The organism is Streptomyces araujoniae (assembly GCF_050871195.1).
Taxonomy (GTDB): Bacteria; Actinomycetota; Actinomycetes; order Streptomycetales; family Streptomycetaceae; genus Streptomyces; species Streptomyces bacillaris.
The window spans coordinates 5,501,689-5,516,849 of the sequence record NZ_CP194070.1 but is presented as its reverse complement, the minus strand read 5'-3'; the positions used below and the strand labels follow the sequence as shown (position 1 = coordinate 5,516,849).

At 72.6% G+C, this 15,161-nt stretch carries 12 protein-coding genes; all 12 read right to left on the bottom strand.

Features of this window, described 5'->3' with window-relative positions:
- Nucleotides 1-70: 70 nt before the first annotated feature.
- The 12 genes from glyA to lysA all read right to left on the bottom strand — a co-directional run bounded on the left by glyA (nt 71) and on the right by lysA (nt 15,157).
- Nucleotides 71-1,351: a serine hydroxymethyltransferase gene (glyA, locus tag ACQ9ZG_RS23915; protein WP_109915209.1), complete on the bottom strand. Its 1,281-nt coding sequence runs from the start codon at nt 1,349-1,351 to the stop codon at nt 71-73.
- A 392-nt stretch (nt 1,352-1,743) separates the two neighbouring features.
- Nucleotides 1,744-2,388, bottom strand: a complete 645-nt coding sequence (locus ACQ9ZG_RS23910) for an arsenate reductase/protein-tyrosine-phosphatase family protein (RefSeq protein ID WP_018492182.1) — start codon at nt 2,386-2,388, stop codon at nt 1,744-1,746.
- Entirely contained in the window at nt 2,385-3,032 is a 648-nt protein-coding gene (locus tag ACQ9ZG_RS23905; RefSeq protein ID WP_018492181.1) for an L-threonylcarbamoyladenylate synthase, read from the bottom strand. The genes ACQ9ZG_RS23910 and ACQ9ZG_RS23905 overlap by 4 nt, the downstream gene beginning before the upstream one ends.
- A gap of 52 nt (nt 3,033-3,084) precedes the next feature.
- Entirely contained in the window at nt 3,085-3,930 is an 846-nt protein-coding gene (gene prmC, locus ACQ9ZG_RS23900; RefSeq protein ID WP_018492180.1) for a peptide chain release factor N(5)-glutamine methyltransferase, read from the bottom strand.
- Nucleotides 3,931-4,011: 81 nt separating this feature from the next.
- On the bottom strand, nt 4,012-5,088 hold the full coding sequence (gene prfA / locus ACQ9ZG_RS23895) for a peptide chain release factor 1 (RefSeq protein ID WP_018492179.1): 1,077 nt from the start codon (nt 5,086-5,088) through the stop codon (nt 4,012-4,014).
- A 156-nt stretch (nt 5,089-5,244) separates the two neighbouring features.
- Nucleotides 5,245-5,469, bottom strand: a complete 225-nt coding sequence (gene rpmE, locus ACQ9ZG_RS23890; protein WP_003966263.1) for a 50S ribosomal protein L31 — start codon at nt 5,467-5,469, stop codon at nt 5,245-5,247.
- A gap of 153 nt (nt 5,470-5,622) precedes the next feature.
- The gene (locus ACQ9ZG_RS23885) at nt 5,623-6,726 is read right to left on the bottom strand and encodes an LCP family protein (protein ID WP_109917447.1); all 1,104 of its coding nucleotides are present in this window, start codon (nt 6,724-6,726) and stop codon (nt 5,623-5,625) included.
- A gap of 436 nt (nt 6,727-7,162) precedes the next feature.
- Nucleotides 7,163-9,193, bottom strand: a complete 2,031-nt coding sequence (gene rho / locus ACQ9ZG_RS23880; RefSeq protein ID WP_099220432.1) for a transcription termination factor Rho — start codon at nt 9,191-9,193, stop codon at nt 7,163-7,165.
- Between the two features lie 389 nt (nt 9,194-9,582).
- Entirely contained in the window at nt 9,583-10,500 is a 918-nt protein-coding gene (gene thrB, locus ACQ9ZG_RS23875; RefSeq protein ID WP_028416377.1) for a homoserine kinase, read from the bottom strand.
- Between the two features lie 741 nt (nt 10,501-11,241).
- Nucleotides 11,242-12,312: a threonine synthase gene (gene thrC, locus ACQ9ZG_RS23870; RefSeq protein WP_018492175.1), complete on the bottom strand. Its 1,071-nt coding sequence runs from the start codon at nt 12,310-12,312 to the stop codon at nt 11,242-11,244.
- 7 nt (nt 12,313-12,319) lie between these two features.
- Entirely contained in the window at nt 12,320-13,621 is a 1,302-nt protein-coding gene (locus ACQ9ZG_RS23865; protein ID WP_028416375.1) for a homoserine dehydrogenase, read from the bottom strand.
- Nucleotides 13,622-13,765: 144 nt separating this feature from the next.
- Complete coding sequence (gene lysA / locus ACQ9ZG_RS23860; RefSeq protein WP_084992226.1) at nt 13,766-15,157, bottom strand: diaminopimelate decarboxylase; 1,392 nt, start codon at nt 15,155-15,157, stop codon at nt 13,766-13,768.
- Nucleotides 15,158-15,161: the final 4 nt, after the last annotated feature.

The window sequence follows — 15,161 nt, the reverse complement described above, 5'->3', positions numbered from 1 at the left end:
CATCCAAGCACCACACCCTAGTCTCTGAACAAGGACTCCACGGTACGGGTGATGGTTGCACAGCCCTCGTCTACCCCGGGTACGGCGGATTCCGCAGGGCCAGCTCCCGGACCTCCGCCGCGACCCTGTCCGCCTCCCCCGGCTCGCGCACCGCCGCCCCGAACAGGGCCGCGATCCGTGCCATGTCCCCCTCGTCCATCCCCTGGGTGGTGACGGCGGCCGTCCCCAGCCGGATGCCCCGGGCCTCCCCGTACGGCAGCGCGCAGGTGTCCAGCACCATCCCGGCGGCGGCCAGCCGCTCACGGGCGGTGCGGCCGTCGACGCCCAGCGGGGCCGGGTCCGCGACGATGATGTGGGTGTCCGTGCCGCCCGTGGTCACCTCGAACCCCTCGGCCTCCAGACCCGCGGCGAGCACCCGGGCATGGGCGACGACCTGGTGCGCGTAGAGCGTGTACGCCGGTGTCCCGGCCTCCCCGAACGCGACCGCCTTCGCCGCCACCGTGTGCATCTGCGCCCCGCCCTGGGTGAACGGGAAGACCGCCCGGTCGATCCGCTCGGCCAGCTCCGCGCCGCACAGGATCAGCCCGCCGCGCGGACCGCGCAGCACCTTGTGCGTGGTGGCGCAGACGACATCCGCGTAACGCACCGGGTTCGGCGCCGCTCCCCCGGCGATCAGCCCCATCGGGTGCGCCGCGTCGACGATCAGATAGGCCCCGACCTCGTCCGCGATCTCCCGGAACGCCTCGTAGTCCGGGTGACGGGGGTAGGAGATCGAACCGCAGACGATCGCCTTGGGGCGGCGGGCGCGGGCCAGGGCGCGCAGCCGGGTGTGGTCGATGAGCCCGGTCACCGGGTCCACCCCGTACCCGACGAAGTCGAACCAGCGGCCGGAGAAGTTGCCCGGCGCCCCGTGGGTGAGGTGTCCCCCGTACGGGAGTCCCATCGCGAGCACCGTGTCGCCCGGGCGCAGCAGCGCGGCGTAGGCGGCGAGGACGGCCGAGGAGCCCGAGTGCGGCTGGACGTTGGCGTGTTCGGCCCCGAAGAGGGCGGTGGCCCGGCGGACGGCGATGCGTTCGGCGGCGTCCGCGTGCGCGCAGCCGCCGTGGTGGCGGGCGCCCGGATACCCCTCGGCGTACTTGTTGGCGAGCGGGGAGCCGAGGGCGGCCAGCACGGCGGGCGAGGTGAAGTTCTCCGCGGCGATCAGCTGGAGCGTGGTGGTCTGCCGGTCCCGCTCGGCGAGCAGGACCCCGGCGATCTCCGGGTCCTGGCTGAGCAGGGCGCCGAAGTCCTGGGGCAGGGACTCGGGCGCGGTCGGCGCGGGGACGGAGGCGGCGGGAGAGGTGACCGGCATGGGACGGCTCCGGGCCTGGAGGTGGGTACGCCGGCGAGGGGTGCCGGTGTCAGCTCCAATGTAGGCCGGGCCGGGTCGGCGTGCCCGCTGTCGGCCCTCCCGTACGCCGGTCGGCGCACCGGCGGGGGCGGGGATGCGGGGCGCGTACGGCGGGGCGGGCGTACGGCTACCGGCGCACCGGCCACCGGTGGGGCGCGAGGCGTGCGGCGGCGCAGGCGCAGGGCCCGGCGCGGAGCGGGTACGGCGGTGGGACCGCGTACGGATGCCGGCGCGGAGATCGGAGGCCTGGCGGGACGCGTGCACGGCAGTACGGCTCGCGGCGCGGAGCGCGGGGGCGCGGAGCGTTGAACCGGTGGCTCCGGGCGCGTGCGCCGTCGCACGGGCGGGGACCGTCAGCTGCTCGGGGCCCGTACGCCCGTCAGTGCCGTGACCACCGGGTCGAGGGCCTGGTTGATCTCGTCGCCGATGGAGCGGAAGAAGGTGATGGGGGCGCCGTAGGGGTCGTAGACCTCGTCCGCCTCGGCGGTGGGGGCCAGCAGCCAGCCGCGCAGGGCGGCGGCGGCGCGGACCAGGGCGCGGGCGCGCTCGACGACGCCCTCGTCGCGCGGGTCGGGCAGGGTGGCCGGGTCTATCGCCCGCACCAGCCGGGTGAACTCCTTGAGCGTGAAGGTGCGCAGGCCCGCGGAGTGGCCCATGGAGATGACCTGGGCACGGTGGTCGCGGGTGGCGGTGAGGACCAGGTCGGCGCGGATGACGTGCTCGTCGAGCAGTTCGCGGCCGACGAAGCCGCTGGCGTCCGCGCCGAAGTCCGCGAGGACGATCTCGGCGTTGGCCTCCATGGGTGCGCCCTCGTGGCCCCAGGTGCCCGCGCTCTCCACGATGAGGCCGCCGCTGAGCGGGTCGCCGAGGCGGTCCATCAGGGCGTGGCGGGTCAGCCGCTCGGTGATGGGCGAGCGGCAGACGTTGCCGGTGCTGACGTGGAGGATGCGGAAGGTGTCGGTCCGCCCCGCTATGCCACGCCCCTCGGGGGCGGTCAATTGGCCACCTCGAGGTCGGGGACCACCTTGCGCAGCTCTTCGACGGAGAGCGCTCCGGCCCGCAGGAGGACCGGGGTGGCGCCGGTGACGTCGACGATCGAGGAGGGCACGATGCCGGGCGTCGGGCCGCCGTCGAGGTAGACGGAGACGGAGTCACCGAGCATGCCCTGGGCCGCGTCGCAGTCCTCCGGCGCGGGGTGGCCGGTGAGGTTGGCGCTGGAGACGGCCATCGGGCCGACCTCGGTCAGCAGCTCGATGGCGACCGGGTGCAGCGGCATCCGGATGGCGACCGTGCCCCGGGTGTCCCCCAGGTCCCACTGGAGGGAGGGCTGGTGCCGGGCGACCAGGGTGAGCGCGCCGGGCCAGAAGGCGTCGACCAGTTCCCAGGCCTGCTCGGAGAAGTCGGTGACCAGGCCGTGCAGGGTGTTCGGGGAGCCGATGAGGACGGGGGTGGGCATGTTGCGGCCGCGCCCCTTGGCGTCCAGCAGGTCCGCGACGCCCTCGGCGCTGAAGGCGTCCGCCCCGATCCCGTACACCGTGTCGGTGGGCAGCACGACCAGTTCGCCGCGGCGGATCGCGGAGGCGGCCTCGCGCAGCCCGCTGGTCCGGTCGGTGGCGTCGTTGCAGTCGTATCGCCGTGCCATCAGCCGGCCTCCTCAAGCGGGTACGGGTACGGGGTGCGGTGCCGGGGGCCGGTCACGGGGTGGCCTTGCGGGCGGTGGCGAACCGGGGGCGGTTGTTGAGGTCGGGGTGGTCGGCCGCGTCGGCCCAGCCCCGCTCCTCGGTGAAGATCCACGGCACCTGGCCGCCCTGGGTGTCGGCGTGCTCGATGACGACGAGGCCGCCGGGGCGGAGCAGCCGGTGGGCGGTGCGTTCGATGCCGCGGATGGTGTCGAGGCCGTCCTCGCCGGAGAAGAGGGCCATCTCCGGGTCGTGGTCGCGGGCCTCGGGGGCGACGTACTCCCACTCGGTGAGCGGGATGTACGGCGGGTTGGAGATCACCAGGTCGACCTGGCCGTCCAGCTCCGGGAGGGCGCTCAGGGCGTCTCCCTGGTGGACGGTGACCCTGGACCCCTCGGCGTTCTTCCGCGTCCACCTGAGGGCGTCCTCGGACAGCTCCACGGCGTGGACGCGGGAGCGCGGGACCTCCTGGGCCATGGCGAGCGCGATGGCGCCCGATCCGGTGCACAGGTCGACGACGACGGGCTCGACGACGTCCATCGCGCGCACGGCGTCTATGGCCCAGCCGACGACCGACTCGGTCTCCGGGCGGGGCACGAAGACACCGGGTCCGACCTGGAGTTCCAGATAGCGGAAGAAGGCGCGGCCGGTGATGTGCTGGAGCGGTTCGCGGGCCTCGCGGCGGGCGATCGTCTCCCAGTACCGGGCGTCGAAGTCGCCGTCGGGGACGGCGTGCAGCTCGCCCCGCTTCACCCCGTGGACGAAGGCCGCGAGTTCCTCGGCGTCGAATCGCGGTGAGGGGACACCGGCGTCGGCCAGCCGCTGGGTGGCCTGGGCCACCTCGGCGAGCAGCAGGTTCATCGCGGTTCTCCGTACGGGTTACGGGGTGTGCGGGGCGGGCGGTGCGCTCCCGGGCCCTGGGGCCCGCGAGCGCTCAGGCGCTCACGCGTTGGCGAGCTTGGCGGCGGAGTCGGCGTCGACGCACGCCTGGATCACTGCGTCCAGGTCGCCGTCGAGGACCTGGTCCAGGTTGTAGGCCTTGAAGCCGACACGGTGGTCCGAGATGCGGTTCTCCGGGAAGTTGTACGTACGGATCTTCTCGGAGCGGTCGACCGTGCGGACCTGGCTGCGGCGCACGTCGGAGGCCTCCTGCTCGGCGGCCTCCTGGGCGGCGGCCAGCAGCCGGGAGCGCAGGATGCGCATGGCCTGCTCCTTGTTCTGGAGCTGGCTCTTCTCGTTCTGGCAGGAGGCGACGACGCCGGTCGGCAGGTGCGTGATGCGGACGGCGGAGTCGGTCGTGTTGACGGACTGGCCGCCGGGACCGGAGGAGCGGTAGACGTCGATGCGGAGGTCGTTGGCGTGGATCTCGACGTCGACCTCCTCGGCCTCGGGGGTGACGAGAACGCCCGCGGCGGAGGTGTGGATGCGGCCCTGGGACTCGGTGGAGGGCACGCGCTGCACGCGGTGCACGCCGCCCTCGTACTTCATCCGGGCCCAGACGCCCTGGCCGGGCTCGGTGGCGCCGTTGCCGCCCTTGGTCTTGACCGCGACCTGGACGTCCTTGTAGCCGCCCAGCTCGGACTCGGTGGAGTCGATGATCTCGGTCTTCCAGCCGGCCCGCTCGGCGTACCGCAGATACATGCGCAGCAGGTCGCCGGCGAAGAGGGCCGACTCGTCGCCGCCCGCGCCCGCCTTGATCTCCAGGAGCACGTCCTTGTCGTCGCTGGGGTCGCGCGGGACGAGGAGGAGGCGGAGCTTCTCCGTGATCTCCTCGCGCTGCTTCTCCAGCTCCTTGACCTCGGCGGCGAAGTCGGGGTCGTCCGCGGCGAACTCGCGGGCGGTCTCGATGTCCTCGCCGGTCTGCTTCCAGGCCCGGTACGTGGAGACGATCGGGGTCAGCTCCGCATAGCGCTTGTTCAGCTTGCGCGCGCCCGCCTGGTCGGCGTGGACCGACGGATCGGCGAGCTTCTTCTCGAGATCGGCGTGCTCACCGATCAGTTCCTCGACCGCCTCGAACATGCGGGGGCTCCTGGTTGGTCTGAAAATCTGCGGGCCTGCTGGAGGGCGTACTGCCCGGTGGGGTGTCCGGCGGGTCTCCCCCGGACACCCGACCGGAAAAAACGCCGGTTCCGACGCCCCCGGGAAGAGGGCGCCAGGAACCGGCGCAGTGGCTCGCTACTTGCTGGCGGAGCCGGCAGCCTTGCCGAAGCGGGCCTCGAAGCGGGCCACGCGGCCGCCGGTGTCGAGGATCTTCTGCTTGCCCGTGTAGAACGGGTGGCACTCGGAGCAGACGTCGGCACGGATGGTGCCGTTGTCGATGGTGCTCCGGGTGGTGAACGACGCACCGCAGGTGCAGCTGACCTGCGTCTCGACGTACTCGGGGTGGATGTCGCGCTTCAAGGTGTCTCCTAGTTTCGGGAGGGCTCCGGGTCGTCCGCGCGGATTTGCGCGGCCGTGAACCGGGGCCGACGTACCAGTCTGCCAGGACCGGCCGTATCTCCCAAAACCGGGGGCGGACCGCAGGTATTCCCGGGGCCCTCCGCCCGGTGCGCCTCAGCGCACCACCTGTCCGGCCTCGCCCTTGTCCCCGGCGGACTTCTCGGTGGCGGAGGCCGGGATCGGCCGGTCCTGCTTCAGCGCGGCCCACACCTGCTTGCCGGCCTCCTCCTGCGGGAGGACCCGGTTCGGGTCGGCCGGGTCGTACTCCACCGGCAGGGTCACCATGTGCACGTTCTCCGCGCCGAGCCCCTTGAGGCCGTTCGCGAAGCCGGTGAGCTTCTTGACCGAGCCGAGGCCGGAGTCGGTGGTGAGCGCCTTGGTGGCGGCGTCCGCGAGGCCGAAGAGCTTCTGCGGGCTGGAGAAGATCCCGACGCTCTTCGCCTGCTTGATGAGCGCCTTGATGAACGCCTGCTGGAGCTGGATGCGGCCGAGGTCGCTGCCGTCCCCGACGCTCTTGCGGGTACGGACGAGGCCGAGGGACTCCTCGCCGTCCAGGGTGTGGGTGCCCGGCTCCAGGTCGAGGTGGCTCTTGGAGTCGTTGATCGCGGTGTTCGTCGTGATCTCGACGCCGCCGAGTTCGTCGATGAGCTTCTTGAAGCCGGTGAAGTCGACCTCGACGTAGTGGTCCATGCGGATGCCGGACAGCGACTCGACGGTCTTCACCGCGCAGGCCGGTCCGCCGACCTCGTACGCCGTGTTGAACATGGCCCGGTGGGCGGCCGGGACCGCCTCGCCCGTGGTGTCGCTCTCGCAGGAGGGGCGTTCGACCAGGGTGTCGCGCGGTATCGAGACGACGCTCGCGGACCGGTGGCCCTTGTCGACGTGGACCACCATCGCGGTGTCGGAGCGGGCGCCGCCCTCGTCGGTGCCGTACTCACCGTTGTCGCCGGAGCGCGAGTCGGAGCCCAGCACCAGGATGTCCTGCGAGCCGTCGTCCACGTCGTCGGGGCGGTCGGTGCCGAGTTTGGCATCGATGTCGACGCTGGAGAGGTTCCCGTCGAGCGTGACGTACGCGTATCCGAGCCCGGCCCCGCCGACGCCGACCACCCCCGCCACCGTCCAGGCCGCGACGACCTTGGCCCGGTGACGCCCGGTGGGCCTCTTCCGGCGGGTGCCGGTGCCGCGTATCCGCCCCGGGGTCTTCCTCTGCTCGCTCACGCGTCTCCCTCGTCCGGCGTCCACTGCTCCTCGCCCCCGGCCGTGACGGTTCGACGGTTCCGGGAGGGTTTGTCATCTCTTGATCAGACGGCGAAGCAGCAAGAAGGGTTGCACAGCGCTCTGTGGGATCCCGGTGGGCGGGGAGGGGTGCGCGAGCGGCGGCGTACGGCCCGCGTTCCGGCGCCCACCTGCGGTTTCCCTCGCCGGGGCGGGGGGACGGGGAGCGCGGCGCGACGGCCCGGCGTGTGGCAAAGGTCTCGGGCGGCGTACGGGGCCGGGGCGCCGGTTCCGTACGCGTACGGGAAGGGCTCGGCCGTGGCCGTACGGCTGCGCGCGGGCCGGGCCCGGCCGGGGGCCCGCGAGGACGCCGCCCCCGGAACGCGCGAGGCCCCGTCACCGGAGTGACGGGGCCTCGCGCTCAACTGCCGTACCGGGGTCAGTCGTTGCCGTTTCCGGCGCCCGGCGTGGTCTTCTGGATCTGGAGCAGGAACTCCGCGTTGGACTGGGTCTTCTTCATCCGGTCCAGGAGCAGCTCGATGGCCTGCTGCTGGTCGAGGGCGTGGAGCACCCGGCGCAGCTTCCAGACGACGGCCAGCTCGTCGGTGCCGAGCAGGATCTCTTCCTTGCGGGTGGAGGACGCGTCGACGTCCACCGCCGGGAAGATGCGCTTGTCCGAGAGCTTCCGGTCGAGCTTGAGCTCCATGTTGCCGGTGCCCTTGAACTCCTCGAAGATCACCTCGTCCATGCGCGAGCCGGTCTCGACGAGCGCGGTGGCCAGGATGGTCAGCGAGCCGCCGTCCTCGATGTTGCGCGCGGCACCGAAGAAGCGCTTCGGCGGGTAGAGCGCGGTCGAGTCGACACCACCGGAGAGGATGCGGCCGGAGGCGGGCGCCGCGAGGTTGTACGCACGGCCCAGACGGGTGATCGAGTCGAGCAGGACGACCACGTCGTGGCCCAGCTCCACCAGGCGCTTGGCGCGCTCGATGGCCAGCTCCGCGACGGTGGTGTGGTCCTCGGCGGGGCGGTCGAAGGTCGAGGAGATGACCTCGCCCTTCACCGACCGCTGCATGTCGGTGACCTCTTCCGGACGCTCGTCGACCAGGACGACCATCAGGTGGCACTCGGGGCTGTTGACCGTGATCGCGTTGGCGATGGCCTGCAGGATCATCGTCTTGCCGGTCTTCGGCGGGGCGACGATGAGTCCGCGCTGGCCCTTGCCGATCGGGGCGACCAGGTCGATGATCCGCGTGGTCAGGACGTTGGAGTCGGTCTCCAGCCGGAGCCGGTCCTGCGGGTAGAGCGGGGTCAGCTTCTGGAACTCGGGGCGGCCGCGGCCGGACTCCGGCGCCATGCCGTTGACCGAGTCGAGGCGGACCAGCGCGTTGAACTTCTCGCGCCGCTCGCCGTCCTTGGGCTGGCGGACCGCGCCGGTGACGTGGTCGCCCTTGCGCAGGCCGTTCTTGCGGACCTGGGCGAGCGAGACGTACACGTCGTTCGGGCCCGGGAGGTAGCCGGAGGTCCGGATGAACGCGTAGTTGTCGAGGATGTCCAGGATGCCCGCGACGGGGATCAGGACGTCGTCGTCGGCCACCTGCACATCGCCGGCGAAGTCGTCGCGGCCGCGGCGGCCGCGGCGGTCGCGGTAGCGGCCACGGCGGCCGCGGCGGCCGCCCGCCTCGTCGTCGAAGTCGTCCTGCGGGCCGTTGTCCCGGTTCTGCTGGCCCTGACCGCCCTGACCGCCCTGGCGCTGCTGGCGCTGTCCGCCGCCGCCCTGCTGGCCCTGGTCGTCGCCCTTGCCCCGGCGGTCGCGCTGGCGCTCACGGCGGCCCTCGCGGTCACCGCGCTCGCCCCGGTCCCGGCCCTGGCGGTCGCCGCGGCGGCCCTCGGCGGTGTCGGTGGCGGCCTCGGCCTTGGCGTCGCCCTTGGGCTCGGCGCGCTCCTCGGTCTTCAGCTCGGTCTGCTGCTCCGCCTTGACCTCGGTCTTCGCCTCGGTCTTGGTGTCGGGGCTGCCCGCCTGCGCGGTGGCGCGGCGGCGACGGCGCTCGCCCGCGGGCTGGTCGTCGCTGGCCGGCTGGCCGGGGATGTCGATCTGCTGCTGGGCCGCGGGCTTCTCGGCGGCGGCCTCGTCCCCGGTGCGGGCCTTGGAGGTGGCGCGCCGCTTGGGCTTGCTCTCCGCCTCGGCGGCGGGGGCCTCGGCGGCCTTGGCGGAGGCCTTGGGGGCGGCGGCTCCGCCGCCGGCCTGCGCCTCCTTGATGACCTCGATCAGCTGGCTCTTGCGCATCCGCGCGGTACCCCTGATGCCGAGGCCGGACGCGACCTGCTGCAGCTCGGCCAGGACCATGCCCTCGAGGCCGGTGCCGGAGCGGCGGCGCCGTGCGGTGGTGCCAGAGGCAGCACCTTCGGCGGGCGCGGCGCTGTCGACGTTCTTGTCGGCAGTGACGCCCATCAGATCGGTGGTGTCGCTCACGAAGGGTCCTTCCCTGGAGCGGACGTCGGCCTTCTGGCTCGGCGACCGGTTGTGCTGTCCGACTGCGGTCTGTCGATCTTGCTGGATCGCGGACCTTGCCGGGGCGGTGGTCCGCCGGGTACGGCGGAGAGATGAACGTGCGGGGTCCGGCGCGAGATCCCCCTGCTCGGCCCACTCCTGGACGAGCGAGGGGTGTCGTGCCGGTTCCGGAGCGTGCTCGAATCTGCTCAGGCAGGCTGCTCAGGCAGTTGGGGAGGCTCCCGGAAGAATGGTGGTCCCGGAAAGGGACACGAAGCAACGCGCCTCGAAGACGTCTGTTGCAGACTTGAGGTTAACACTACCGGCTCCAACAAACATTCCCCCTCTCGGCCACCGGTAATCACATGCGGTTACGCGGCCAGCGGCAGCACGGTGGCGCCCGAGGCGTCGAGGGCCAGCCGGTTCGCGGCCCAGCCCTCCCCCGCCAGCCGGGCGACCTTGTCGGCGGAACCCTCCTCGGCCAGCGCGAGCACCGTGGGGCCCGCGCCGGAGATGACCGCGGGCACGCCGTCGGCGCGCAGGCGGTGCACCAGCTCGACGCTGTCGGGCATCGCGGGGCCCCGGTACTCCTGGTGGAGGCGGTCCTCGGTGGCGGCGAGCAGCAGCTCGGGGCGCCTGGTCAGCGCCTCGACGAGCAGGGCGGCCCGGCCCGCGTTGAGGGCGGCGTCGACGTGCGGGACGGTGCGCGGGAGCAGTCCGCGCGCCGTCTCGGTGAGCACGGGCCGACCGGGCACGAAGACCACCGGAACGACGGATTCCGCAGGGTCCATCCGGATCGCGCGGGCCGATCCGCCGTCCATCCACGCGAGGGTGAACCCGCCGAGCAGACAGGCCGCGACGTTGTCGGGGTGGCCCTCGATCTCGGTGGCCAGCTCCAGCAGGGCGGCGTCGTCGAGCCGGGCGTCGCCGCCGGTCGTCACGGCGCGGGCGGCGACGATTCCGGCGCAGATGGCGGCGGAGGAGGAGCCGAGGCCGCGGCCGTGCGGGATGCGGTTGGCGCAGACGATCTCCAGGCCGCGGGGCTGGCCGCCGAGCAGATCGAAGGCGGTGCGCAGGGAGCGCACGAGCAGGTGGCTCTCGTCGCGGGGCAGCGTCTCACTGCCCTCACCTGCGATGTCGATGTGCAGCCCGGAGTCGGCGACCCGGACGACGACGTCGTCGTACAACCCCAGCGAGAGGCCGAGGGCGTCGAAACCCGGACCCAGATTGGCGCTGGTTGCGGGGACGCGCACCCTGACGGCGGCGGCTCGGAACGCGGGACCGGCCATCGGTTGGACGACTCCTTGTAAGGCGGCGGGGATTGCGGTGCGGTGGCTCTGCGGCGTGGGGGGCTGTGCGTGTGGGGGCTGGGCGGTGGCAGGGGTACGGGGATGGGCCGGTGGCCCGGCCCGTACGCGCCGTCACGACGGCGCTCGCGCCGCGGCAGACCCTACGGGCGGATGTCGGGCGGATGGAGTACAGCTTATCGAAGGAAGGTTCCGTCGCGACATAGGGCGCACAGGAGGCGCACGGTGCGTGTCGCCCGCCTCCTATGCGCTCTCCGCCCCGAAAAGAGGGTGGTTGAGCTGGGTTGTCGCGGTTGACGGCCGGTACCGGGCGGGTTGACGGGAACGTGGCGTCGGCGGTGCGGTGCGCGGGCGCCCGGACCGTGGACGCGGGCCGTCTCCGGACCGTGGACGCGGGCCGTCTCCGGACCGTGGACGCGGGCCGTCTCCGGACCGTGGACGCGGGCCGTCTCCGGACCGTGGACGCGGGCCGGGCCCCGGCGCACCGCGCGGCTTCGGGTCGCGCGGCCGGGCGGCCCCGGACCGTGCGCTCCGGATCGCGGGCCGACCGGTGCGCACCCGGACCCGCCCGGCCCCGTAAGCCGGGCTCTCCGTCCTCACCACCCGGAGCCGGGTTCACCGGACGGTCAGGGCCGGATGGCGGCGGGACCAGGGCCGGGGCGGGCCGCCGGCTCGACGACCCGCCTCTCCCTCACTCTGCGGAGCACCGACCGGCGCACCGCGTCAGACGAGGCCGAGCTTCTGCGCCGCCGTGGCCGCGTCGACCGGGACCGTGACCGGCTGCGGGGCACCCGCGACGGCCCAGTCCGGGTCCTTGAGGCCGTTGCCGGTGACCGTGCAGACGATGCGCTGGCCTGGGTCGACCTTGCCCTCCTCGGCGGCCTTGAGCAGGCCGGCGACGGACGCGGCCGACGCGGGCTCAACGAAGACGCCCTCCTGGGAGGCCAACAGCCGGTAGGCGGACAGGATCTGGCGGTCCGTCACCTCGTCGATGAAGCCGCCCGACTCGTCCCGGGCGGCCAGGGCGAAGTCCCAGGAGGCCGGGTTGCCGATGCGGATCGCGGTGGCGATGGTGGACGGGTCCTTGACGACCTCGCCGCGCACGAGGGGCGCCGAGCCGGAGGCCTGGAAGCCCCACATACGCGGGGTGTGCGTGGCGATGCCGTCGCCGGCGTACTCGCCGTACCCCTTCCAGTACGCGGTGATGTTGCCCGCGTTGCCGACCGGCAGGACATGGATGTCGGGGGCGTCGCCGAGCGCGTCGACGATCTCGAACGCGGCGGTCTTCTGGCCCTCGATACGGACCGGGTTGACCGAATTGACCAGCGCCACCGGGTAGTTGTCCGAGAGCGAGCGGGCCAGGGTCAGGCAGTCGTCGAAGTTTCCGTCGACCTGGAGGATCTTGGCGCCGTGCACGAGCGCCTGGCCCATCTTGCCCAGGGCGATCTTGCCCTGCGGCACGAGGACGGCGCAGACCATGCCCGCGCGGACCGCGTAGGCGGCGGCGGAGGCCGAGGTGTTGCCGGTGGAGGCGCAGATAACGGCCTTGGCGCCCTCCTCCTTGGCCCGGGTGATGGCCATGGTCATGCCGCGGTCCTTGAACGAACCGGTGGGGTTGGCGCCCTCGACCTTGAGGTGCACCTCGCAGCCCGTGCGCTCGGAGAGGACCTGCGCCGGAACGAGCGGCGTACCGCCCTCACGAAGCGTGACGACCGGCGTCGTCGCCGTGACCGGGAGCCGGTCCCGGTACTCCTCGATGATGCCGCGCCACTGGTGGGTGCCCTTGCTGGTCATGGGTCTCTTACTCCCCTTCAACACGCATGATGCTGGCGACACCGCGCACGGTGTCGAGCTTGCGCAGCGCTTCGACGGTCCCGGAGAGGGCGGCGTCGGGCGCGCGGTGGGTGACGACGACGAGGGAGGCCTCGCCGCCTCCGTCCGGGCGTCCTTGCTGGCGGACGGTATCGATGGACACGCCCTGCTCGGCGAAGACCGTTGCCACCTGGGCGAGTACACCCGGCTTGTCGGCCACGTCGAGGCTGATGTGGTAGCGCGTGACGACCTCGCCCATGGGGCTGACCGGCAGGCGCGTGTAGGCGGACTCACCGGGACCGGTGGCCCCGCCCAGCTTGTTGCGGCAGACCGCGACCAGGTCCCCGAGGACCGCGGAGGCGGTCGGGGAGCCGCCGGCGCCGGGGCCGTAGAACATCAGCTGCCCGGCGGCCTCGGCCTCGACGAACACCGCGTTGTAGGCCTCGCGCACGGAGGCCAGCGGGTGGCTGAGCGGGATCATCGCGGGGTGGACGCGGGCGGTGACGGACCGGCCGTCGGCGGCGCGCTCGCAGATGGCGAGGAGCTTGACCGTGCACCCCATGCGGCGGGCGGAGGCGATGTCGGCGGCGGTGACCTCGGTGATGCCCTCGCGGTGGACGTCACCGATCTTCACGCGGGTGTGGAAGGCGATCCCGGCGAGGATCGCGGCCTTCGCGGCGGCGTCGAAGCCCTCGACGTCGGCGGTCGGGTCGGCCTCCGCGTACCCGAGGGCGGTGGCCTCGTCGAGCGCCTCGGAGTAGCCGGCGCCGCTGGTGTCCATCTTGTCGAGGATGAAGTTGGTGGTGCCGTTGACGATGCCGAGCACCCGGTTGACCTTGTCACCGGCGAGCGACTCGCGCAGCGGCCGTACCAGCGGGATGGCCCCCGCGACGGCGGCCTCGTAGTACAGATCACGGCCGTACTTCTCGGCGGCGGCGTGCAGGGCCGCGCCGTCCTCGGCGAGGAGCGCCTTGTTGGCGGAGACGACGCTCGCGCCGTTCTCGAAGGCGGTGGTGATGAGCGTACGGGCCGGCTCGATGCCCCCGATGACCTCGACGACCACGTCGATGTCGCCGCGCCGCACGAGCGCGGTGGCGTCGGTGGTGATCAGTGCGGGGTCGATGCCCTCACGGACCTTGGAGGGGCGGCGGACGGCCACGCCGACCAGCTCGACGGGTGCGCCGATACGCGCCGCGAGGTCGTCGGCGTGCGTCGTCATGATGCGCGCCACCTCTGAGCCGACCACTCCGCAGCCCAGCAGCGCCACCTTCAGCGGACGCGTACGCATCATCCGACCTCGTTTCTCATACCCGGACCCCGGGGCGATCGGGGCGGCGTCCCCCGATCGCCCCGGGGCCATGCTCATGTGTGGACCAGTCTCACTCACCGGACGGGCGTTTCTGACCCTCGTCCGGATCCTGAGACGACTATTTCATCAGCCGACATCGAGACGCAGGAGATCTTCCTCCGTCTCGCGCCGGACGATCACGCGCGCCTCACCGTCCCGGACGGCGACGACCGGGGGGCGCAGGGCGTGGTTGTAGTTGCTCGCCATCGAGCGGCAGTACGCGCCGGTGGCGGGGACCGCGATCAGGTCCCCGGGTGCCAGGTCGGCGGGGAGGAACGCGTCCTTGACCACGATGTCCCCGCTCTCGCAGTGCTTGCCGACGACCCGGACGAGCATCGGCTCGGCGTCCGAGGTGCGCGAGACGAGCGCCACGCTGTACTCGGCGTCGTACAGCGCGGTACGAATATTGTCCGACATTCCGCCGTCGACGCTGACATACGTCCGCAGCCCTTCGAGGGGCTTGATCGTGCCGACCTCGTACAGCGTGAACGCGGTGGGTCCGACGATGGCCCGCCCCGGCTCGACGGAGATGCGGGGCGTACGGAGCTTCGCCGCCTCGCACTCGCGGGTGACGATGTCGCTGAGCGCCTTGGCGATCTCGTGCGGCTCACGGGGGTCGTCCTCGGAGGTGTACGCGATCCCGAGGCCGCCGCCGAGGTCGATCTCGGGCAGCTCGACGCCGTGCTCGTCCCGTACTTCGGCGAGCAGCTGCACCACGCGCCGGGCGGAGACCTCGAAGCCGGCCATGTCGAAGATCTGCGAGCCGATGTGCGAGTGGATGCCGACGAGGTCGAGCCCGTCGAGCGAGAGGGCCCGGCGCACGGCCTCGGCGGCCTGCCCGTCGGCCAGCGCGATGCCGAACTTCTGGTCCTCGTGCGCGGTGGCGATGAACTCGTGGGTGTGCGCCTCGACGCCGACGGTCACCCGGATCTGGACGCGCTGGCGGACGCCGTGGCGCTGGGCGATGTGCGCGACCCGGACGATCTCCTGGAAGGAGTCGAGCACGATCCGCCCGACCCCGGCCTCGACGGCGCGCTCGATCTCGGCGACGGTCTTGTTGTTGCCGTGGAAGGCGATGCGCCCGGCGGGCATGCCGGCGTCGAGCGCGGTGGTCAGCTCGCCGCCGGAGCACACATCGAGGTTCAGCCCCTCCTCCTTCAGCCAGCGCACGACGGCGCGGGAGAGGAAGGCCTTCCCGGCGTAGAAGACGTCGGCGTCCGGCCCGAAGGCGTCGGCCCAGGCCCGGCAGCGGGCCCGGAAGTCGCTCTCGTCGAGGAAGTAGGCGGGGGTCCCGAACTCCTCGGCGAGCCGGGCGACGGCGATCCCGCCGACGGTGAGGGCGCCGTCCTCGTCACGGGTGACGGTACGGGCCCAGACCTTCTCGTCCAGGACGTTGAGGTCGGCGGCGGGGGCGGAGTAGTGCCCCTCGGTCAGGACGTCGGCGTGACGGGGACCGGCGGGGTGTGCGGAGCGGCTCATGGTG

What these genes read in the sequence shown, in the direction of transcription:
- thrB (WP_028416377.1), bottom strand. Translation starts at nt 10,500, where the DNA reads ATGGCCGGTCCCGCGTTCCGAGCCGCCGCCGTCAGGGTGCGCGTCCCC.
- thrC (WP_018492175.1), bottom strand. Translation starts at nt 12,312, where the DNA reads ATGACCAGCAAGGGCACCCACCAGTGGCGCGGCATCATCGAGGAGTAC.
- prfA (WP_018492179.1), bottom strand. Translation starts at nt 5,088, where the DNA reads ATGTTCGAGGCGGTCGAGGAACTGATCGGTGAGCACGCCGATCTCGAG.
- ACQ9ZG_RS23905 (WP_018492181.1), bottom strand. Translation starts at nt 3,032, where the DNA reads ATGGCACGGCGATACGACTGCAACGACGCCACCGACCGGACCAGCGGG.
- lysA (WP_084992226.1), bottom strand. Translation starts at nt 15,157, where the DNA reads ATGAGCCGCTCCGCACACCCCGCCGGTCCCCGTCACGCCGACGTCCTG.
- prmC (WP_018492180.1), bottom strand. Translation starts at nt 3,930, where the DNA reads ATGAACCTGCTGCTCGCCGAGGTGGCCCAGGCCACCCAGCGGCTGGCC.
- glyA (WP_109915209.1), bottom strand. Translation starts at nt 1,351, where the DNA reads ATGCCGGTCACCTCTCCCGCCGCCTCCGTCCCCGCGCCGACCGCGCCC.
- ACQ9ZG_RS23865 (WP_028416375.1), bottom strand. Translation starts at nt 13,621, where the DNA reads ATGATGCGTACGCGTCCGCTGAAGGTGGCGCTGCTGGGCTGCGGAGTG.